This window comes from Streptomyces sp. NPDC037126 (assembly GCF_055605965.1).
The window spans coordinates 149,997-168,657 of the sequence record NZ_JBVJTD010000009.1 but is presented as its reverse complement, the minus strand read 5'-3'; the positions used below and the strand labels follow the sequence as shown (position 1 = coordinate 168,657).

Below are 18,661 nucleotides of genomic sequence, written 5' to 3'. Positions count from 1 at the left end.
GACAGGTCCCGACCGGATCGGATCGCGTAGGCCGGGCGCTCGGCTCGGCCGGGCGTTCAGCCCTCCTTGCCCCGCCCCGACAGCGCGTCGCGCATCCGGTCGACCAGACCCGCGCCGGGGGCCAGCAGCTTGTTGGCCGGGGGAGTGTCCGGAGCCGACGGGTGCGGACGGGTCGGAGCCATCTTCTTCGCACGGCGCACCTTGTCGCCCAGGTCCATCAGCGCGTCGGGGGGACAACTCGCCTCCAGGCGGGGGAAGAGGTTCTGCTCCTCGTCCGTCACGTGGGACCGGATCTCGCTCATCAGCTGCGCCATGAGCGTGTCGAACCGCGCGTCGTCCGCGCGCAGGCCCTCCAGGTCCTTCATGATCTGCTCGGCCTTGGCGTGGTCCTCCAGCTCCTTGTCGGCCAGCGCGTCCCCGCCCGCCATGTGCTTGCGCACCGCGGGGTACAGATACGACTCCTCCGCGACCGAGTGGCGCACCAGCTCGATCGTGGCCTGGTCGCAGATGGTCTTGCGCTCCTCGGAACTGGGCGGCAGCGCCTCGATGCGGCCGAACATCTCCTCGACCTCGCGATGGTCGGTCGTCAGCTCCTGGATGACGTTTCCGCCGTGACCCATGTCGACACCTCCTGAGTAGGACGCGGCGGCCGTGAACGGCCGGCCGTCGCCGCGTCGAGTGCCCCGGGCTCCACGTGCTACACGGCCGCGCCCGCCCCCGTCAGCACATCGAGTGGCGGGCGACGGCCATCCGGCCGGACCCGGGTGCGCATCCTCCGCAGCGGTGGGCCGGATCCCGCCGGTGCCGGGCCGCCCGGGGCGGGCGCCCGCCCCGGGAAGTCCCGCGGCGCCCGGGAGCGACACCGGTGTGCCCGGGAGGAGCGACGCCGGTCTCCACGGCCGCCGGTCACCGGAGTCGCGCGAGCGGCGGGCCCACCGGACAATGAGAGCCCAACGTGTGAAACCGACTGGCAGGGGACGCCTGCCAGTGCCGTCCAGCAAGTGGCGGCCGACCAGGGCGGTCCTCCGGATCAGCGGGACCCGAGCCCTGTCCTCTTCCTACGCTGCGGGCCCGGCGATCGCCGGGCCCCGCGACGCGGTACGCGCCGGACGCCCCACGCGGGCGCCGTTTCCGGCGCGCGGACGTCGTGGACGAAGGACGACAAGGAACAGCCTCCCCATGACTGGTGACACACCGTTCCCCCGCCTGCGCGCCCTCGTGACCGGCTGCGCGGCGCGGCCGGTCGGCCCGTACGACCCGGTGCCGCGGTTCGCCCGCCCGGCCCCGCCCGGCGGCCACCTGCCCCCGAAGACCCTGGACGCGGGCAGCCTCGGCACCCGCGACGCTCCGGGGACCGGCGGAGCCCGCTCCCTGCTCGCACGGACGCGGCGCATGCGCGGCCCCGGTACCGACGCCCTCCTCCACACTCCCGCCGCCGTGATCACCGGCGGCAGGGCCGTGTCGGCCGCGCAGAAGAAGTGGTTCTCACGCCTCAGGCACGGCGAGCGGCCGGCCCGGGTCCCGGCCGTCGCGCAGGCGGACGGCACGGCCCGCATACGGACGGTGCGCCGCTCCGAAGGGCCCCTGGCGCCCCTGGTGACCGCCGGCTTCGAACGGCGGACCGGTCTGCCGGCGGTGGTCGACACCAGCCTGGACACGGCCGGGCGGCCCGTGGCCCACGCCCCGCGCGACGCCCTGGAGCGCGTCGGCCCGGCCCGCGTGGACCCGCTGGTCCCAGGGCCGTCCACGATCCGGCGGGGGAGGGGCTTCGCATGAACCGTACGCCCGCCTACACCGTCGTCGTGCCGACGGTCGGCCGCCCCTGTCTCGCCGAGTGCCTGCGTGCGCTCGCCCGGGCTGAGGGGCACCCGCCCCACCGGGTGGTCCTCGTCGACGACCGGCCCACGCCCGACGGCGACCTGCCGCTGGAGGCCGCCGGGCCGCTGCTCGACCGGGTACGGACCCTGCGCACCTGCGGCAAGGGTCCGGCCGCGGCCCGCAACGCCGGCTGGCGTACCGTCACCACACCCTGGACGGTCTTCCTCGACGACGACGTCCAGGTGCTGCCGGACTGGTCCCGGCTGCTCGCCGAGGACCTGCGGGAGGCCGGCGAGGACGTCGGCGGTGTCCAGGGGCAGCTGCGTATCCCCCTGCCCCTGGACCGCGGGCCCACCGACCGGGCCGGCGACACCAAGGGCCTGGAGAACGCGGCCTGGTCCACGGCCGACATGGCCTACCGCACCCGGGCGCTCGTCAGGGTCGGCGGTTTCGACGAGCGCGTTCCGCGCACCTTCCGGGAGGACGCCGACCTCGCCCTGCGCGTGCAGCGGGCCGGCTGGACGCTGTGCCGCGGCAGGCGGGTCACCCGGCACCCGGTCCGTCCGGCCCACTGGTGGGCCTCGCTGCCCGCGCAGCGCGGCACCGCCGACGACGCGCTGACGAACCGGCTGCGCGGTCCCGACTGGTGGGCCCGCGCCCGGGCGCCCGGCGGCCGGCTGCACCGCCACCTGGTGGTCACCGGAGCCGCGCTCGCCGGGGCCGCCTGCGCGCTCGCCGGACGCCGCCGCGCCGCCGTCGCCTGCGCGGCCCTGTGGACGCTCGGCACCGCCGAGTTCGCCCTCGCCCGCATCCTGCCCGGCCCCCGTACCGCCCGCGAGATCGCCGGAATGCTCGGCACCAGCGTGCTCATCCCGCCGCTCGCCGTCCGGCACTGGCTGCGCGGCCTCGTCCGTCACCGGCACGCCGAAGCCCAGGAAGGTGCCGGGTGACGGACATGTCCGCCGCCCTGCTCCACCGCGGCGGCACCCTCGCGGCGGACGCCCCGCTGGAGCAGGGCACCCCGGACGTCCCGGACGCCCGGACGGCTCCGGCTGCCCTGGGCGCCCTCGGCTGCCCCGGACCTCCGGGCGCCCTGGATGCCTCGGCTGCTTCGGACCCTCGGACCCCTGGGCGCTCCGGACGCCCGGACTGCTTCGGCTGCCCCGGACTTCCGGGCGCCCTGGATGCCTCGGCTGCTTCGGACCCTCGGACCCCTGGGCGCTCCGGACGCCCGGACTGCTTCGGCTGCCCCGGACTTCCGGGCGCCCTGGATGCCTCGGCTGCCCCGGACCCCCGGGCCCCCGGGCCCCCGGACCCCCGGGCCCCCGGGCCCCCGGGCCCCCGGGCCCCCGGGCCCCCGGGCCCCCGGACCCCCGGCGCTCCGGACGCCCGGACTGCTCCGGCTGCCCAGGACCTCCGGGCGCTCGGCGCCCTGGATGCCCCGGTTACCCCGGTCGACGCCGACCCCGGCCGCGCCACCCTGCCGACCCGCGCGCGGGAAGCCGTAGCTGTCGTGGGCCCGCGCCACGATCCGGTCCGCGGCCGTACTGCCATGGGCCCGCGCCGCGACCCGGTCCCGTCCGATCCGGAGCGCCGGGCGGTCGCACCGCGGTGGGTGTGGCGGGCCTCACCCGCCCGGCGGTGCGACGGCCGGCCGTCTCCTGGCCGGGCCGGTGGCGACACGCCGGGGGCGGTCGTTGCGCCGGCCGCCCCGGTACGGGCACAGTGAGCCTCCCGGTCATGACGCGGCTGGCTGATTCTTCCCTCCAGGAAGCTCTGTTCCCATGGAAAACGGTCAGCTTTCCCCTGCCCGCGTGCAATCGGGCGAGGCCCCTCCGCTGCTTCTGCAGTCGCTGCGCGAGCACCGCCGCGAGGTCGGCCGGATCAGTGTCCTGAAGGCTCTGGGCACCGTCGACGCGACCAACGCCACGGCGTTCTCCGTGGCCGTCGCCGACCACATCACCCACGCCGATCGGGCCGGGGAACACCCTCTCCTGGACCTGTCGGAGGCGTATCTCGGCTGCGTCGCGGGCGTGCGCGCCCTGGACCGGGCCACCGGGATCCTCGCCTTCGCCGGCCGTGCGCTGCCCGTCGTCCAGCCCAGGCCGCACATCCGGGAGACCCTGCGCGCCGCCGGCCTGCCCGGCGTCCGGGTGCACGCGACCATGGCATCCGCCCTGCACGCCCTGGAGCCCGGCAGGGCCCCGCGGCCCCCCGAGCCCCCGGCAGGGCGCCCGCACGCCGGCGGCGCCCGCTGATCCCGGCCCGGGCCGGGGGACCGGTCCGGGTGCGGTTGAGAGACCGGCACCGGCCGTGCAATGTGGTGGTCCAAGGTCAGGAAGGCGCCGATCCGGTCCTCACTGACGTCCTGTCTGGGTGATGCCATGAAAGCTTCTTCCGACCGGCCGGGCGCCCCGGCCCCCCTCGTCATCGAGTCCTCCGTGGTGGAGGGACTCCCCGCCGAGGGCGCCCTGCTCCTGCGCATGTCCGGCAGCCTCGACGCCCAGGGGGCCCGGGCCTGGTCGGAGGAACTGCGCGGGCACCTGGAACAGGCGGACCACGCCGGGCTGCGACCCGTCCTCGACATGGCCCATGTGCAACTGGGCGGCGCCGCCGTACTGCGCACGCTCAGCGAGACGACCCGGGCGCGCGGCGGTCGCCCGGACCTGATCATCGTCCGGGCCCGGCCGGGCGTGCGCGAGGCGGTGCACCTGGCCCGTCTGAACGGCGTACAGCTGTACGCCACGCTCGACGAGGCGCTGCGGGAACTGGCCCGGGCCGCCTCCCAGGTGGAGGAGCTGCCCGCCTGGCGGTCACAGATGGCGGACCCGCTGCGGCCCTCGTACCAGGACCTGCACCAGGAGGTCCGCGCGCTGCGCGCCCGGGTCCGCACCGCCCCGGTGATCGGCATGGCGCAGGGCATGCTCATGGCCCGTTACGGCCTGCCGGACTCCGGCAGCGCCTTCCGGGCCCTGCGGGAGGCATCGCAGCGGTTCAACGTGCCGCTGCGCGTCCTCGTGTCCGCGGTGGTGGTCGCCCGGCCGCCGGACGGCGGGGTGTGGTTCCCGGGCCGCCGCTCCCTGCCCGTGCCCCAGCTGCGGATCCTCGCCCGCGGCGGCCCCGACCCCCGCTGCCGTGGCCGGATGATCGACGCCGTGCTGCGCGAGGCCCTGGCCATCGGGCGCGCGCCCGCCGGTCATGTGCTGTTCGTGGACCCGGCCGTGAACGCGCTGACGCTGGAGACGCACTACGGCTGCCCGGACGCCTTCCTCGACCAGCTCGTGCGGGGCCGGGACGAGGGCACGGCCGAGGCGGTCGCCCGGACGCGGGGACGGCGGGTGAGCGTGCCCGACGTGGCCACCGACGCGCTGCTGTCCGACGACAGCCGGCGCGCCCTCCTCGGGGCGGGCGCCCGAGCACTCCAGTGCCTGCCGGTGCTGTCCTCGGCCGGATCCTGCGTCGGACTGATCACGGTGCACTGGCCCGATGCAGGGCACCGGCCGGCCCCGGCGCAGGCCGAGGCCCTGGGCCTGCTGGCCGCCGACACCTCGGCCTGGCTGGCCTGGTACCACCGCTCGGTCCTCCTCGACACCCTGGAGCATCTCCACCGCAAGCTGACCCGCGCCGCTCGCTGAGCGGGGAGCGGCGCGGGTCCTGGCGACGGGTGGTGCGTCGCGCGCGTGGCCGTGAGAAACCGGACCACGCACGCACCACACGGAGGGAGTCCGGCGCGTGTCCGATCCGCGGCAGCCCGAACAGCGGCGCGGTGACAGGGGAGGCGCCCCGCCGCAGGACGGCGGGCGGCACAAGACCCACCGGACGCCCGCCCGCGGCGAGGCCGCCCGGCCCCACGGCTCGACCAGGGCCGCAAGGGCGGGGGAGAAGGTGGCGGTGTGCCCCCAGCCCAGCAACCCGATCACCCCTTGCCCCGACGGCCGCGCGCCTCGGGGCCCTGTCGCGCGTCGGCCCGGGGGGCGGCTTGCGGACCACAGTGGTGCGGGGGTCGTGCGGCGACGGATCGGTCCACGGGCCTGCCACGCCGCACGGCGATACGGCCTGCCACGCCGCACGGCGATACGCTCCGGGGTATGCGGATCTCCGTCTCCTCCGACATGGACGAACCCGTGGCCCGGCTGCTCGTGACGGAGTTGCGGCACCGCGGACACGAGGTGCGCGCGCACGGCGCGCTGCTGCCCGGGGCCGACGCCCAGTGGGCGGCCTGCACGGAGGCGGCGGCCCGGGACGTGGCCGAGGGCGCGGCCGACCAGGCGGTGGTGTGCTGCTGGACCGGCACCGGCGCGTCCATCGCGGCGAACAAGGTGCCCGGGGTCCGCGCGGCCCTGTGCGCGGACGCCGTCACCGCGGACGGCGCGCGCCGCTGGAACGACGCCAACGTCCTCGCGCTGAGCCTGCGGCTGACCTCCGAGCCGCTGCTGAGGGAGATCCTCGACGCCTGGTTCGCGGCCGAGCCCAGCCAGGACCCGGAGGACCGGCAGAACGTGGCCCGCGTCGGCCGTCTGGACGCCGCCCGGGAGGGCTGCTAGGCGCAGAACGACCCGGCGCGGGCCGGGGACCGACTCGTCGTGGTCCGGTGTTCGGTCGTACCGGGGCCGGGGGTCAGTGGGCGCCGAGCCCGCCGCCGCCGAAGGAACCGCTCGATCCCTTGCTCCAGCGTGGTCGGTCCTTGTTGTCGCTCGGCCTCGAATCCATGTTGGTCAGCTCGTACGGAGTGAGCGGACGGCCGCCCTTGGGCGTCTTGGGAACCTCGGCGGATTCCCTGTTCTCCCGGACCTCGTGCACGGCTCCCTCCGGCGGCAGCTTGGGCTGCTCCTCGGGGCGCGGGCGCGCGGACTCGCGGTACTTGACGCGGGAGGTCAGCCAGAAGCCGCCGCCGAGCACTGCCAGGAGAGCCACGGCCACGATGAAGAGCACGAGGCTCATCAGGCCGCTCGCCGCGGCCAGCTGCATCGATGCGGTAGTCATAACTCAGGCATACCCCACCCAGACCGGGACGAACCGGACACCATCCGTGACCTGCGACGACACACGGCGACCGGCCGCCGTGGCCGGACGGCACCCGGCCGCGGGCGCTCCCCGCCCTCGTCGGCTTTCTCCCCCCGCTCCCTGCTTGCTCGTCCCGGAAAGGTGTTTGCGGATCGGTGACCCGGCTACCCGCACGGCGTGACACCGCAGACTTCGCAGCAGCAGCTGTACCGGTTCCTGGAGGACCGCTTCACGTGTGCGCAGGCGTGCACGGAGTGCGCGCGGGCCTGCGCGGTGCGCGCGAGCCTCGTCGACCCGGGCGGGACCGAGCACCAGGAGCGGGTGCGCCGGCTGGGCATCATGTGCGCCGAGGTGTGCGACGCCACCTGCCGGGTGCTGTGCGAGGAGACCAAGCAGGACGAGGAGGGGATCCGGGTCCGGCTGGAGTGGTGCCGCCAGGTCTGCCTCGAATGCGCCCACGCCTTCGACGAGCAGCCCGGCGCCGAGTCGGCCGCGGCCTCCTGCCGGATCTGCGCCGAGGCGTGCACCGACTTCCTGGAGACGCTGAGGTGACCTCCCCGGCGGGGAGCCGGACGTGCGGCGCAATTCGCCCCGGGCCCGCCATTCCCAATTACTGAAACACGTTCTACGGTGTGCGCCGTCAGGACCGCCCTTGGGGAGCCTGGAGGCGCCGTGCACCTCGACCACACGCCCGAGCAGCTACGACTGCGCGCCGAGCTGCGCGCCTACTTCGCGCAGCTGGTCCCGGACAACGCCTACGCCCGGTACGCCGACCCGGCCGCCCAGAAGCGGTTCTACCGCGACACCATCCGGCGGCTCGGCACCGACGGCTGGCTCGGCGTCGGCTGGCCCACGGAGTACGGCGGGCGCGGCATGACGGCGATGGAGCAGTTCATCTTCTTCGACGAGGCCGCCCAGGCCGGCGTACCGCTGCCGCTGATGGCGCTGAACACGGTCGGCCCGACGCTCATGCGGTTCGGCACCGAGGAGCAGAAGTCGTACTTCCTGCCGCGCATCCTCTCCGGCGAGATCGACTTCGCCATCGGCTACAGCGAGCCCGACGCCGGCACCGACCTCGCCGCGCTGCGGACCAGGGCCGTGCGCGACGGCGACACGTACGTCGTCGACGGGCAGAAGATCTGGACCACCAACGGAGACACCGCGGACTGGGTGTGGCTCGCCGTGCGCACCGATCCGGCGGCCCCGCCGCACAAGGGCATCACCATGCTGCTGGTGCCCACCTCCGATCCCGGCTACTCGTGCACGGTCATCAACACCCTCGCCTCGCACGACACCACCGCCAGCTACTACGAGAACATCCGCGTCCCCGTCTCCCGCCGCGTCGGCGAGGAGAACCAGGGCTGGCGGCTGATCACCAACCAGCTCAACCACGAACGCGTCACCCTCGCCGCCCACGGCACCATGGCGATCCGCGCCCTGCACGACGTCCAGCGCTGGGCCATGGAGACCAAGCTCGCCGACGGCCGCCGGGTCGCGGACCTGTCCTGGGTGCGCCGGCTGCTCGCCCGCACCCACACCCGGCTGGATGCGATGAAGCTCCTCAACTGGCAGATGGTCAGCGCCGTCGAGGAGGGCACCCTCACCCCGCAGGACGCCTCCGCCGTCAAGGTCTACGGCTCCGAGGCCCGCCGGGACGCCTACGCCTGGCTGATGGAGATCGTCGGGGCCGCCGGCCCGCTGAAGGAGGGGTCCGCGGGAGCCGTCCTGCACGGCGAACTGGAGCGCGGCTACCGCTCGGCCGTCATCTTCACCTTCGGCGGCGGCAACAACGAGATCCAGCGCGAGATCATCTCCTGGATCGGTCTGGGGATGCCCCGGGTGCGGCGTTAGCCTGCGGTGTGACTGGGCTTTTTAGGTGGCACAAAAGCGGGATGGTTGGCACCAAGACCATTCTGCTGGTGCCGAGGCGGCAGCGACTGGCGACGCACAGCGTGACACGCATGGGAAGAGGGTGTGAGGCCGGGCGGGCACGGCAGGCGACGCGTAGTGCCCAGTCGGCCGCCTGCGACCGGTCCGGGCGAGCCGGGTGATGCGCGAGTAGGGCAGTGTCCACCACTCGGACCTGCGCCGGGCGTTCCCCAGACGGCAGCATGCGCAGCCATCCGGCATCGGCGAGTTCACGCACAGCATCCGAGACCGGTTCGAGGCGGAGGCTGCGGAGCATTCCGCCAGGCAGCCTGACCTGAGCGGCGTCGTTCGTGCAGAGTGCGCACTGCAGAGCGATCAGTCGGGCTCCGGCACTCGTGTCGGAAGGCAGGGCAGCGGGGCTCGTAGCGGGTAGACCGCCCTGTTGCACAGCGTGCTGGCTCTCGCCGAGAACGTATGCGGGCTGGGCGTCATGCCGGCGTGGCTTTGTACGAATCCCAGCTTCAGCGGCAGGAGTTGCCAGGCGATGCCTCGGCGCAGGACGTAAGGGATGCCCTGCAGACAGAGCCGATCATCCACTGGCCTCGGCCCCGGCGACCGCGTCGGCCAGGGCGGCAGCAGCAGTTCGATCAGCGCCCATAAGCCATCGTCCACGATCCACGGCCGAGTCGTCACACCCACCGCACGATCAGATCGTCACAACGGTCACGCTCGACCGGGATGCCTCAGCAAGGTCTCTTTGCGGGCTTGAACAGCCATGCGTCGTGGTCAGGTCTCGCCCCCCCAGTCAGCTGAGCCCACCGTGAGGCCACGGGCGTGAGATGCGTGATTCAGGCGTCCGCCGCGTACCGCCAGAACTCCCTGATCACCGGTGCCGGCACGGGACCCATCGCTGCTACCTGAGTCAGCAGGATGGTGACCACGCCCGTGGCCGGGATGACGTGCGCCACTGTGCCCGTGCCTCCGACCCAGCCGTAACGACCGGGCGTATTCCACGGGTTGGTCCGGTCGATGTCAACCGAGCCGCCGAAGCCCCAGCCCTGGCCCTCCAGGAACAGTCGGCCGATGTCGCGCTGCGCCGGATTCGTATGGTCGGTGGTCATCATGCGTACGGAGTCGGCCGACAGCACCCGCCGGCCGTCGGCCGCCACCCCGCCGGCCAGCAGCATCCGGCAGAAGGCCAGCCAGTCGTCGGCGGTCGAGGCCAGCCCGCCATTGCCGAGCGGCAGCGCGGGCAGGCTGCTCCACTCGCCGTCCGGGCCGTCGGCGAGCTCCAGGCCGCCGTCGTCGCCTGGCCTGTAGAAGCTGGTGAACCGGCTCCGCTTGGCGGCCGGCACCTCGAAACCGGTGTCCACCATGCCCAGCGGCCCGAAGATCCGCTCCGTCAGGAACTCCGGCAGCGGCTGTCCGGTGACCCGCGAAATCAATACCCCCTGCAGGACGGAGCAGGTGTCGTACAGCCAGGCAGCGCCCGGCTGGTACAGCAGCGGGATGCGGCCGAGCGCCGCCATCCACTCGTCGGCCGGCGGGAAGTTGCTCGGCACCCGGCCGTCCTTTTGCACCGTGAACAACTCCTGCACCGCCGGCAGTGTGAAATCGGAGGGGAATCCGTACCCGGCTTGGGAGGCCAGCACGTCGAGTACGGTGATGGGCCGGTCGGCCGGCACCACGTCGTCCACCGGGCTTGCCGGCGTGCGTACGACCACCGGCTTCCCCAGCTCCGGCAGCCACATCCCGACCGGGTCGTCCAGTGCGATCGTGCCCTCCTCCACGAGGATCAGCAGTGCGGCGGCGGTGACGGACTTGGTGATCGAGGCGACCCGGAAGATGGAGTCCCTCGCCATCGGGGCGCCGTCGCCGGTGTCCTGCGCGCCGACGGCCACCACCTCGGCCTGGTCACCCCGGGCCACGAGGCCAACCGCTCCCGGCAGCGTACCGGCACCGACGTGGGCTTCGAGCAAGTCGTGCAGGGTCATCATGAAGCCGCCTTCCAGAAGATCGCTGTCGAAAGACAGACTCCCGCACGGGCCGGGAATCATCGGCGTCGACAGGTCTGATGGCCGGAGACCTCTTCGTGCCAAGAGGGGCGTCTCACTCCTGCGCCGAACATGCCTGACACTCCGCAGAGTGGTTTCCCGGACGGCAGTTACTGGAAGCTCAAGTCCGCGGTCGTGCTGTCCTGGGAAGCCATCGCGGCACATGACCAGACCAACTGGGAGGCGAGTGCACGCAGAGCGCTTCGAAGAGAAGCGGGCCCGACCCCGCGACGTCGAGTCTGCCGAACGCGGCGACGGTGTCCGCGACGACGCGCTCGGCCGCGTCGGCGTCGGTGACGTCGAGCCGTGCCGCGCGGATCCGGTTGCCGTGGGCGGCCACAAGGTCGTCGAGGGCGTGCGGATCACGTGCGGTGGCCGTGACTTCATGGCCGGCGGCCAGAGCGGCCATGCGGCGGGGGTGCGGCAAGACGGCACCGAGCGGCGCTGGAACACGGCGGCCCGGCGTCAGGTGGTGATGACATCGGCGTTGCAGAACTGCAAGTCGGCTGCCTTGCCGCGGGGCATCCGTACGGTGGCGATCATCGGCCGGCAAGGGGTGTGGATCCGTGTGCCCCGTTCCGGCCGATGACTGCCCCGGCGCGGCGTCAGCCCAGCGGGCTGGTCGTGTCGCGGAGCATGGTGAGAACAGGGGCGTACATGCGCGTCTTGATGGTTCCGAGGCTGTCGCCGGCCTTGTTCGCGTGAGCCTGAGCGAGTTCGAGGGCGGCGGTGCGCAGGGTGGCCTCGTCCGCGGCCTGATCGACGATTCCGGCGGCGGCTGCTTCCTGGCCGCCGAAACGACGGGCGGAGACCATGGCATGGTGAGCTGTTTGCGGGGTCAGCCGTGACTGGATGAGGGCGGACATGCCTGGGGTGAACGGGATGTTGATGTCTGCCTCGGGCAGGCACCAGAAGCCTCGGTCGGCGCGCATGAGCCGGAAGTCATGGGCCAGGGAGAACATCGCTCCGGCGGCGAACGTGTGTCCCTGCAGCGCGGCGACGGTGATCAGCGGGAGGGACAGGAGCCGTGCGAACAGTCCGTGGACGGAAGTGACGTAGTCCCGGTGCTCGTCGCTGTGCGCGGCGAGCCATTCGAGATCGAGACCGTTGGAGAAGAACTTCCCGGTCGCAGCGGTCACCAGGGCGCGGGGACCTTCCGCTTTCTCCACTTCGTCCAGGGCCGCGTTGACCGAGGCGATCCAGTCGGGGTGGAAGCGGTTCTCACCGTCACCGAGGTCGAGAACGAAGACGGCGTCCTGGCGGTCGAGTGTGGGCACGATGGCTCCTCTGGAGATGTATCGGTGGGGCAGGGCATGTGGGCCGCGGGGAGTCGGGGTCCGCTGGGCCGCCGTTCGGCGCTGCGGGGCGTTTGGGATGCGTCTCCCCGCCGCCGCGGCGGAAGTCAGATCGGACGTGCTCTCCTGGCCCGGTGGTGCAGGGTGGCCGCGGCCAGTAGGCCCAGCGCGATGCTCGCACCGGCAAGGAGGATCCCGGTGAGGGCCGGCCCACCGGGAAGTGCGGATCCGTGTATCCAGCGGATGGTGAAGTTGGTGCTCGCTGCTATGGGAAAGCTGAAGATCCACAGGCCCGGATGGAACGCGGGCTGGCGCAGCTCGGGGAGGAGGAAGGCGACGAGGAGGACGGTGAAGAGCAGGGCCCCGGCGAAGCCGTAGCCGACGGCATCGAAGACGCCCTTGTGAGCAGCGGTCCAGGCGATTCCGCCCGTCGCGGGGGGAATGGTCAGGACAGTGAGTGCGGGGCGGGCAGGCCCGGGCAGGGGGCCGTTGGTGACGAGGCTGCCGAGGATGACGGTGCCGAAGGCGAGCCAGTACAGCAGCCCCACCGCGAAGGCCGCGTCGGCGACGCCGGGGAGTCTGAGCGTGGAGGCCATGGCGCTGGCGACAAAGGGGGCGGAGGAGACGGGCAGCAGGTAGCCCGGGTGCAGAGTGGCACTGCTCAGGGCGCCCGTGAGCCAGTGGGCGAGCAGGCGTGCGGCGATCAGGGCGGCCACGGTGAGGAACACCGCGTAGGCCGAGCGTGCCCCGGTCAGGTCGAACCGGGAGAAGTGGCCGGCGATCAGCATGCCGATGATGGGGACGTACCCAAGGGCGAAGCCCTGGCCGGGATGGCTCAGGTCGTGGCGCACATTGCGCCACTCGGACCCGCCATGGCGCAGGTACTGGGCCAGCAAAACCAGCCAGATGAGACCGCTGACGGAGAACAGCGCGTCGCTGACCTGCAGAGCGGGCGGGAAGGTTGTCGCCGCCGCCTGCCAGGCTCCGCCGAGGCCGGCGGTGCCGAGGGAGATGGACAACAGCCCGATCCGGGCCGCGCGGGCCGCGTGGCGGCCGCTGTTGTCGGAGGCCATGTCGGCGGCTGGACGCGCGGGCCCGCCGTCGTGCGGGCGCGTGCTGGTGTGCTCTGTCGTGTCGACCATGTCGGTCATGGGGGAACCTCGAGGGGAATGCCTAGGGCGCGGGCCGGACCGTCTGCCTGGCGGTGCGGGTCGCGGCGTGGTCAGGCGGCCATGTCCAGGACGACCCGGAAGCGGGCCTTGCCCGAGAGCATCCGCTCGTAGGCGTCCATCGCGTGAGTGAAAGGCATGGTCTCGGTGGAGGGGCGGATGCCGTGGGCGAGGCTGAAGGCGAGGTTGTCCTCGTTCTGGATCGACGACCCGGTCAGGCTGCCGACGATGCGACGCGTACCGAAGATCAGGTCGGCTGTGGCGACCGTCAGCGGGTCGGGGGCGGCGCCGACCACCACCAGCGTGCCGCCCGGGGCGAGTCCTCGGACCAGGGGGTTCATCGACGTTCCGCTGGACGCGGTGGCGACTATGACCGATGCGCCGCCCAGGTCGGCCAGCGCCGTGCCGGGGTCGGTGCCGGTGCTGTCGATGTACTCGCCGGCACCAAGCTCCCTGGCGAGAGCCTCCTTCTCCTGGCCGCGGGCGATGGCGACCACACGGTGTCCGAGGCCGCGGGCGTATTGCAGGGCCAGGTGCCCCAGCCCGCCGATCCCCTGCACGGCGACCAGCGCGCCCGCGCGGGCAGGGGCCTGCTGGAGTGCAGTGAGGGTGGTCAGCCCGGCACACAGCAGCGGAGCCGCCTCGACGGCCGGCATGCCGTCGGGGATGCGCACCAGTCCGCTCGCGCGGGCGTACGTCACCTCCGCGTATCCGCCGTCGATGGTGGTGCCGGTCTGTTCCTGGTTCAGGCAGTTGACGAAGTCGCCGCGGCGGCAGGGCTCACACTCCCCGCAGTGTCCGTTCAGGAAGCCGACGCCGACGCGGTCGCCGGGCCTCCAGGCGGTGACACCCGCGCCCACGGCATCGATCACGCCGACGATCTCGTGGCCGGGAACCACTGGATGGGACGGGTCGGGGCGCAGTCCCTCCACGGCCAGCACGTCGGAGTGGCAGACGCCGCACGCCTCCACCCGGAGGCGGACGTGCCCGGGCTCCGGCTCGACCAGCTCCCGCTCGACGAGCCGGAGCTGGTGGGCGCCGGTGGCCTCGAATGCTCGGTACGTGGACATGACGCATCTCCTCGGTGCTGCCTCTGCCGGCACGGGGAGGGCCGAGGGCTTGGGGACGGGGACTTCAATATGACCGGTCACTTTAAAATTCGTCAAGCGCTGCCCACAGCCGAAAGCAGGCCCTGTGCGGTCGTGGACGGCGCTGCTTTCCCTGATGGTCCGGGTTTGACCCAAGGCAAGGCGACCGGACATATTGACCTTCGAGGTGGTGGTGAGGATGGCACGCGCGTCCAAGCGCGAGGAGATCGCGAAGGCAGCCCTGGAGCAGTTCCGTACGCGGGGCTTCAATGCCACGGGTATCAGCGACATCACCTCGGCGGCGGGGGCTCCGAAGGGCTCGTTCTACAACCACTTCGCCAGCAAGGAGGAGAGCGCCCTCGAGGCACTGAGGCGCTACGCCGCCGGGTTGCGGTTCGACATGCTCGACACCCCAGGGCGCCCAGCGCTGGAGCGGCTCCGGGCGCACTTCGAGTTCCTGGGCACGGACACGGTCGACAGCGGCTTCGCCCGCGGATGTCTGGTCGGCAACCTCGGCGCCGAGGTAGGGGACCACTCCGAGGAGATCCGCTCCGCGGTCCAGGGCGGCTTCCAGCGGTGGGCCACGCGCATCCGGCAAGTGCTGACCGAAGCCGAGGAGGCAGGAGAGCTGAAGGCCGCTCTCGATGTCGAGGCTGCCGCGCTGTTCATCCTCAGCGCCTGGGAGGGCACATTGATCGCTGCCCGGGCGGACAAGTCCACTGCTCCCTTGGACGCCTTTTTCCGCATGGTCTTCGACGTCCTTCTGCGCTGATCCCCGCTGGGGTCCGCTGAGGACTCGCAGGCGTCGCCCCACGATTCCTGGTCGGAGGGGCGCTACGGGTGCTGTGACGGGAGGGTTTGCTCGGTCCAGACCGTCTTCCCGTTGTCGGTGTAGCGGATACCCCAGTTGTGTGCGAGTTGGGCGCAGATGAACAGGCCGCGGCCGCCTTCGTCGACCGTCCGTGCGTGGCGCAGCCGCGGAGCGGAGATGCCGGAGTCGTGGACCTCGCAGGTGAGCGTCCGGTCGTTGATGAGGCGCAGTTGCACGGGCGGCGCGCCGTACCGCAGGGCGTTGGTGACCAGCTCGCTGACGATTTCCTGGGTGTCGTAGGCAGCGTCCTCGTCCACGCCCCAGCTGGCTAGTTGGCGCCGGGCGTGGCGCCGCGCGACGGCAGGAGCGGTGGGCTCATCGTCCAGCGGCCAGGTGACGACGCGGTCGGCGGGGAAGGGGCGGGTGCGGGCGAGGAGAAGGACGGCGTCGCCGGGAAGAGCATCGGTCCGGAGTCGGTAGAGGATGTCGTCGCACAGGTCCTGCAGGGGCCGGTCGGTGTCGGCGAGCAAACGCTGAAGCGGCTGCGTGTCGCTTGTGCCGTCCTCGGGCCGTGCCGCAGACAGCAGCGAGGCCGTGTAGAGGGCGAGCACATCTCCATCGCCCAGAGTGAGTGTGGTGGCGGCGTACGGGGGGCCTCCTCCGTTACCGAGGGCGGCTCCGGCGGCCAGGTCGAGCACTCGGGTGGCGGAAGCTGCGCCGGCGACGACGGGGGGCGGGTGTCCGGCTGAGGCGATGGTGCACGTATGGGTGAACGGGTCGTAGAGAACGCACAGGCACGTCGCGCTGAGGGGCTCGTCGCGCAGGAAGTCGCCTAGTGGCAGCGCCCTCCGCTCGCGTGCGAGACGTGACATGGTGTCGTCGAGCCGGGCGAGGAGTTCGTCGGGTTCCAGGTCCAGGGCGGCGAGCGACTGCATGGCGGTCCGCAGCTGCCCCATGGTGACGGCGGTGTGGATGCCGTGGCCGGCGACTTCCCCGACGACCAGGGCCGTACGGGCGCCGGGCAGGGCGCAGGCGTTGGACCAGCCCCCCGCGCCCCGGTCGTCGGCCACGTACAGGTCGGCGGTCTCGATCGCGGTCTGTGATGGAGGAGCCGGGGGCAGCAGATGGCGCTGCAATGTCGCTGCGATGGTGTGCTCGCGCGTGTAGCGGCGGGCGTTGTCGATGCTCAGGGCGGTGTGCGTGGCCAGTTCCAGGGTGAGGGCGAGTTCCTTCTCGTCGAATCCGCCGGATCGCTGTGTGCGGTAGAGACTCAGCAGCCCGAGCACCTTTCCGCGCAGCGTCAGCGGTGCGACGAGCAGGAAACGTGCGCCGGATGCGTGGATCGCTTCGGCCCGCGCCGGATCGGCCGCCAGCCAGGGCGTGTCGGGGCTGAGGGCAATCGTGCGCGGCTTGAGGTCGGCCAGCGTTTGCGCGTACGGGGTCGGGAACGGCAGCGCGCGGACGTCTCCCACCGGATGCGCCCGGGCCTGCTGATCACCGCCGCTGTTCCCGAATGCGGCCCGACGCAGCGGCACATTCCGGCCTGGCGGGCTCAGCGGTGGTTCCTCTCCGCGCACGACAGGCTCCACCACTTCCACCACGGCGATATCGGCGAACCCGGGGATCAGCGCGCGGACCAATTCCTGGCAGGTAACCACCACATCCAGGGTTTGTCCCACCCGCTCCTGGACGGCATACAGGGCCTGGGCTCCGCGGCGTACCTGCTCCTGCTCTGTCACGTCGTGCGCCACGACCACTGCCCCCGGTGCGTCCCGCAGGGGAAGCACCGAGACGCTGTGCGTGTGCTGGGAATCATTCTTCGGGTCCGTCCGCATGACGTGGTCGACTGCCGACGCACCGTCTCCCATGGCCTGGCACAGCATGTTCTCCAGTTCGCCGGGTGACGTAAGGGGCCACGTATCGGTGAGGGGGCGTCCTCGTATCTGCGGCGTGCTCGCGCCGGACAGGGCCTGCGCCGCCGCATTGGCCGACACGACGTGCAACTCCTCGTCCACCACGAACAGAGCCGCTGCCATGTGAGCGGACAGCGCCTTGAGCACCGCGCTCTCGATGCCGGGCACCAACCCGTCCGCAGGTGGCAGGAAGACGCCCCACGCAGCCGAACCGTCGTCACGCAGCACCGGCCGCACACACAGGCCCCCGCCGGCGGCGCCCTCTGAAACACCACGATGGCTGCCATCGCTGCAGCGCTCCGGGTAGCCACCACCTGGCGCGGGGACAGGGCTGGCCAGGTCTGTTGCCGGACGCCCTACCACCTCGCCCGCGGGGCGCCCCCACAGCTCCTCCGCCTGGTGGCTCCACTGCACGACCACACCTTCGCCGTCCACGACCATCAGGGGCGTCTCACCGGCCATGGGAACCACCTCCGCCTTCCAGCTTGCCCGGCTGTCTGGGGCTGCGCCGCCGCTGATCGGCGCCTTTCGAGGCTGCGCACGCTGGCCGGTACGAAAGAACCCCTACGACAGCCGCCGGTGTACTTGCATAAACCGCCACGCCAACGCTGGGGGCGAGTCTGACCAGCGGATACTTGCCGTCCGCGACAGTTCCGCCCGGGCTTGCAGCGCCCCGAGGATCAGCGCCCGGGGTGCGTGACGCCGACGAACCAGTGAACGATGAGAGATGCGCCCGGCCTGCGAGGGTCACCGCGGATCGCATGGCTGCGGCTGCGGTTGCGTCGCCGGGCCGCCCGATCGACGTCCCTTTGGCCGCCTCCCCTGGCGCGACCGAGCAGGAGACCGACATGAACACGTTGCTCGCGGAGGTCCTCGATGCGCATGGCGGCCTCGACCGCTGGAACGCACTCACCATGGTCCGCGCGACCATCGTCAGCGGTGGCGACATGTTCGTCATCAAGGGGATGCCGCAGGACCCCACCCCCCGGGAGATGACCGTCTGGCTGCACGAGCAGCACGCCGCCGTGATGCCGTTCGGCGCCCCCGACCAGAGGACCGACTTCACGGCCGACCGCATCGGCATCGAGAAGATCGACGGCTGTGTCGTGGCCGAACGCGACCAACCGCGGAAGTCGTTCGCAAGCCACGAGCTGAGCACCCCTTGGGACCCGCTGGACCGCGCCTACTTCAACGGATACGCGTTGTGGACGTATCTCACGACGCCGTTCCTGCTGGTGATGCCCGGCTTCACGGTCACCGAAATCGAACCGTGGTGGGAAGGAGACGAACTCTGGCGCGGGCTGCGCGCGATCTTCCCGCCCGGCATCGCCAGCCACAGCACCCGGCAGGACTTCTACTTCGGCCCCGATCACCTTCTGCGTCGGCATGACTATCACGTCGACATCGCGGGTGGGTTCGCCGCAGCGCAGTACGTCTACGACATGGTGGAAGCGGAGGGGATTCGTCTGCCCACCAGGCGTCGGGCCTACCGAAGCGCTGCGGACAACCGCCCGATCCTGGACCAGACGATGGTCTCCATCGACATCAGCAACGCTCGGTTCACCTGACATCGGCCCGTACGCGGCGCGTGCTGGGCGGGGCCGGCGGCTGCGCGCTTCCCCACCCATTCAACCGTCGGC

At 72.2% G+C, this 18,661-nt stretch carries 18 protein-coding genes; 10 read left to right on the top strand and 8 right to left on the bottom strand.

Going from position 1 to position 18,661, the window contains the following annotated elements:
• Window positions 1–56: 56 nt before the first annotated feature.
• Window positions 57–620, bottom strand: a complete 564-nt coding sequence (locus ACZ7FF_RS21375) for a hemerythrin domain-containing protein (RefSeq protein ID WP_470813821.1) — start codon at window positions 618–620, stop codon at window positions 57–59.
• 559 nt (window positions 621–1,179) lie between these two features.
• Between ACZ7FF_RS21375 and ACZ7FF_RS21370 the strand changes: the two genes are divergently transcribed.
• The 5 genes from ACZ7FF_RS21370 (at window position 1,180) to ACZ7FF_RS21350 (ending at window position 6,362) form a co-directional block, all read left to right on the top strand.
• The gene (locus ACZ7FF_RS21370; RefSeq protein WP_470813820.1) at window positions 1,180–1,776 is read left to right on the top strand and encodes a carbamoyltransferase C-terminal domain-containing protein; all 597 of its coding nucleotides are present in this window, start codon (window positions 1,180–1,182) and stop codon (window positions 1,774–1,776) included.
• Entirely contained in the window at window positions 1,773–2,768 is a 996-nt protein-coding gene (locus ACZ7FF_RS21365; protein WP_470813819.1) for a glycosyltransferase family 2 protein, read from the top strand. Before ACZ7FF_RS21370 ends, ACZ7FF_RS21365 begins: the two co-directional genes overlap by 4 nt.
• A gap of 864 nt (window positions 2,769–3,632) precedes the next feature.
• Entirely contained in the window at window positions 3,633–4,076 is a 444-nt protein-coding gene (locus ACZ7FF_RS21360; protein ID WP_470813818.1) for an STAS domain-containing protein, read from the top strand.
• A gap of 126 nt (window positions 4,077–4,202) precedes the next feature.
• Entirely contained in the window at window positions 4,203–5,453 is a 1,251-nt protein-coding gene (locus tag ACZ7FF_RS21355) for an ANTAR domain-containing protein (RefSeq protein WP_470813817.1), read from the top strand.
• A 453-nt stretch (window positions 5,454–5,906) separates the two neighbouring features.
• A complete protein-coding gene (locus ACZ7FF_RS21350) occupies window positions 5,907–6,362 on the top strand; it encodes an RpiB/LacA/LacB family sugar-phosphate isomerase (RefSeq protein ID WP_470813816.1) in 456 nt (151 codons plus the stop codon).
• Between the two features lie 73 nt (window positions 6,363–6,435).
• On the opposite strand, the gene ACZ7FF_RS21345 is transcribed toward ACZ7FF_RS21350, so the two are convergent.
• Window positions 6,436–6,801, bottom strand: coding sequence for a DUF6479 family protein (locus ACZ7FF_RS21345; protein ID WP_470813815.1), 366 nt, complete (start codon window positions 6,799–6,801; stop codon window positions 6,436–6,438).
• 198 nt (window positions 6,802–6,999) lie between these two features.
• Between ACZ7FF_RS21345 and ACZ7FF_RS21340 the strand changes: the two genes are divergently transcribed.
• The gene (locus ACZ7FF_RS21340; protein ID WP_470813814.1) at window positions 7,000–7,374 is read left to right on the top strand and encodes a four-helix bundle copper-binding protein; all 375 of its coding nucleotides are present in this window, start codon (window positions 7,000–7,002) and stop codon (window positions 7,372–7,374) included.
• Window positions 7,375–7,494: 120 nt separating this feature from the next.
• The gene (locus ACZ7FF_RS21335; RefSeq protein ID WP_470813813.1) at window positions 7,495–8,673 is read left to right on the top strand and encodes an acyl-CoA dehydrogenase family protein; all 1,179 of its coding nucleotides are present in this window, start codon (window positions 7,495–7,497) and stop codon (window positions 8,671–8,673) included.
• A gap of 393 nt (window positions 8,674–9,066) precedes the next feature.
• Here the strand turns inward: ACZ7FF_RS21335 and ACZ7FF_RS21330 are convergent, their stop codons facing one another.
• On the bottom strand, window positions 9,067–9,363 hold the full coding sequence (locus tag ACZ7FF_RS21330; RefSeq protein ID WP_470813957.1) for a transposase: 297 nt from the start codon (window positions 9,361–9,363) through the stop codon (window positions 9,067–9,069).
• 176 nt (window positions 9,364–9,539) lie between these two features.
• Window positions 9,540–10,688, bottom strand: coding sequence for a serine hydrolase domain-containing protein (locus tag ACZ7FF_RS21325; protein ID WP_470813812.1), 1,149 nt, complete (start codon window positions 10,686–10,688; stop codon window positions 9,540–9,542).
• 244 nt (window positions 10,689–10,932) lie between these two features.
• Here ACZ7FF_RS21325 and ACZ7FF_RS21320 point away from each other — a divergent pair, with 244 nt between their 5' ends.
• Window positions 10,933–11,334 carry a hypothetical protein gene (locus tag ACZ7FF_RS21320; RefSeq protein ID WP_470813811.1) on the top strand — a complete coding sequence of 134 codons (402 nt, stop codon included), beginning with the start codon at window positions 10,933–10,935 and terminating at the stop codon, window positions 11,332–11,334.
• 16 nt (window positions 11,335–11,350) lie between these two features.
• Here the strand turns inward: ACZ7FF_RS21320 and ACZ7FF_RS21315 are convergent, their stop codons facing one another.
• The 3 genes from ACZ7FF_RS21315 to ACZ7FF_RS21305 form a co-directional block, all read right to left on the bottom strand.
• A complete protein-coding gene (locus tag ACZ7FF_RS21315; protein ID WP_470813810.1) occupies window positions 11,351–12,022 on the bottom strand; it encodes an enoyl-CoA hydratase-related protein in 672 nt (223 codons plus the stop codon).
• 125 nt (window positions 12,023–12,147) lie between these two features.
• Complete coding sequence (locus ACZ7FF_RS21310; RefSeq protein WP_470813809.1) at window positions 12,148–13,191, bottom strand: SLAC1 family transporter; 1,044 nt, start codon at window positions 13,189–13,191, stop codon at window positions 12,148–12,150.
• A gap of 71 nt (window positions 13,192–13,262) precedes the next feature.
• A complete protein-coding gene (locus ACZ7FF_RS21305) occupies window positions 13,263–14,279 on the bottom strand; it encodes an alcohol dehydrogenase catalytic domain-containing protein (RefSeq protein WP_470813808.1) in 1,017 nt (338 codons plus the stop codon).
• 217 nt (window positions 14,280–14,496) lie between these two features.
• On the opposite strand from ACZ7FF_RS21305, the gene ACZ7FF_RS21300 reads away from it, so the two are divergent.
• On the top strand, window positions 14,497–15,069 hold the full coding sequence (locus ACZ7FF_RS21300; protein WP_470813807.1) for a TetR/AcrR family transcriptional regulator: 573 nt from the start codon (window positions 14,497–14,499) through the stop codon (window positions 15,067–15,069).
• A 62-nt stretch (window positions 15,070–15,131) separates the two neighbouring features.
• On the opposite strand, the gene ACZ7FF_RS21295 is transcribed toward ACZ7FF_RS21300, so the two are convergent.
• The gene (locus tag ACZ7FF_RS21295) at window positions 15,132–17,483 is read right to left on the bottom strand and encodes a SpoIIE family protein phosphatase (protein ID WP_470813806.1); all 2,352 of its coding nucleotides are present in this window, start codon (window positions 17,481–17,483) and stop codon (window positions 15,132–15,134) included.
• Between the two features lie 386 nt (window positions 17,484–17,869).
• On the opposite strand from ACZ7FF_RS21295, the gene ACZ7FF_RS21290 reads away from it, so the two are divergent.
• Complete coding sequence (locus tag ACZ7FF_RS21290; protein ID WP_470813805.1) at window positions 17,870–18,589, top strand: hypothetical protein; 720 nt, start codon at window positions 17,870–17,872, stop codon at window positions 18,587–18,589.
• Window positions 18,590–18,661 lie beyond the last annotated feature (72 nt).

Bases quoted from the DNA above. Each gene is read 5' to 3' on its own strand.
- ACZ7FF_RS21375 (WP_470813821.1), bottom strand. From the start codon at position 620: ATGGGTCACGGCGGAAACGTCATCCAGGAGCTGACGACCGACCATCGC.
- ACZ7FF_RS21370 (WP_470813820.1), top strand. From the start codon at position 1,180: ATGACTGGTGACACACCGTTCCCCCGCCTGCGCGCCCTCGTGACCGGC.
- ACZ7FF_RS21365 (WP_470813819.1), top strand. From the start codon at position 1,773: ATGAACCGTACGCCCGCCTACACCGTCGTCGTGCCGACGGTCGGCCGC.
- ACZ7FF_RS21355 (WP_470813817.1), top strand. From the start codon at position 4,203: ATGAAAGCTTCTTCCGACCGGCCGGGCGCCCCGGCCCCCCTCGTCATC.
- ACZ7FF_RS21350 (WP_470813816.1), top strand. From the start codon at position 5,907: ATGCGGATCTCCGTCTCCTCCGACATGGACGAACCCGTGGCCCGGCTG.
- ACZ7FF_RS21345 (WP_470813815.1), bottom strand. From the start codon at position 6,801: ATGACTACCGCATCGATGCAGCTGGCCGCGGCGAGCGGCCTGATGAGC.
- ACZ7FF_RS21325 (WP_470813812.1), bottom strand. From the start codon at position 10,688: ATGATGACCCTGCACGACTTGCTCGAAGCCCACGTCGGTGCCGGTACG.
- ACZ7FF_RS21310 (WP_470813809.1), bottom strand. From the start codon at position 13,191: ATGACCGACATGGTCGACACGACAGAGCACACCAGCACGCGCCCGCAC.
- ACZ7FF_RS21305 (WP_470813808.1), bottom strand. From the start codon at position 14,279: ATGTCCACGTACCGAGCATTCGAGGCCACCGGCGCCCACCAGCTCCGG.
- ACZ7FF_RS21300 (WP_470813807.1), top strand. From the start codon at position 14,497: ATGGCACGCGCGTCCAAGCGCGAGGAGATCGCGAAGGCAGCCCTGGAG.
- ACZ7FF_RS21295 (WP_470813806.1), bottom strand. From the start codon at position 17,483: ATGGCCGGTGAGACGCCCCTGATGGTCGTGGACGGCGAAGGTGTGGTC.
- ACZ7FF_RS21290 (WP_470813805.1), top strand. From the start codon at position 17,870: ATGAACACGTTGCTCGCGGAGGTCCTCGATGCGCATGGCGGCCTCGAC.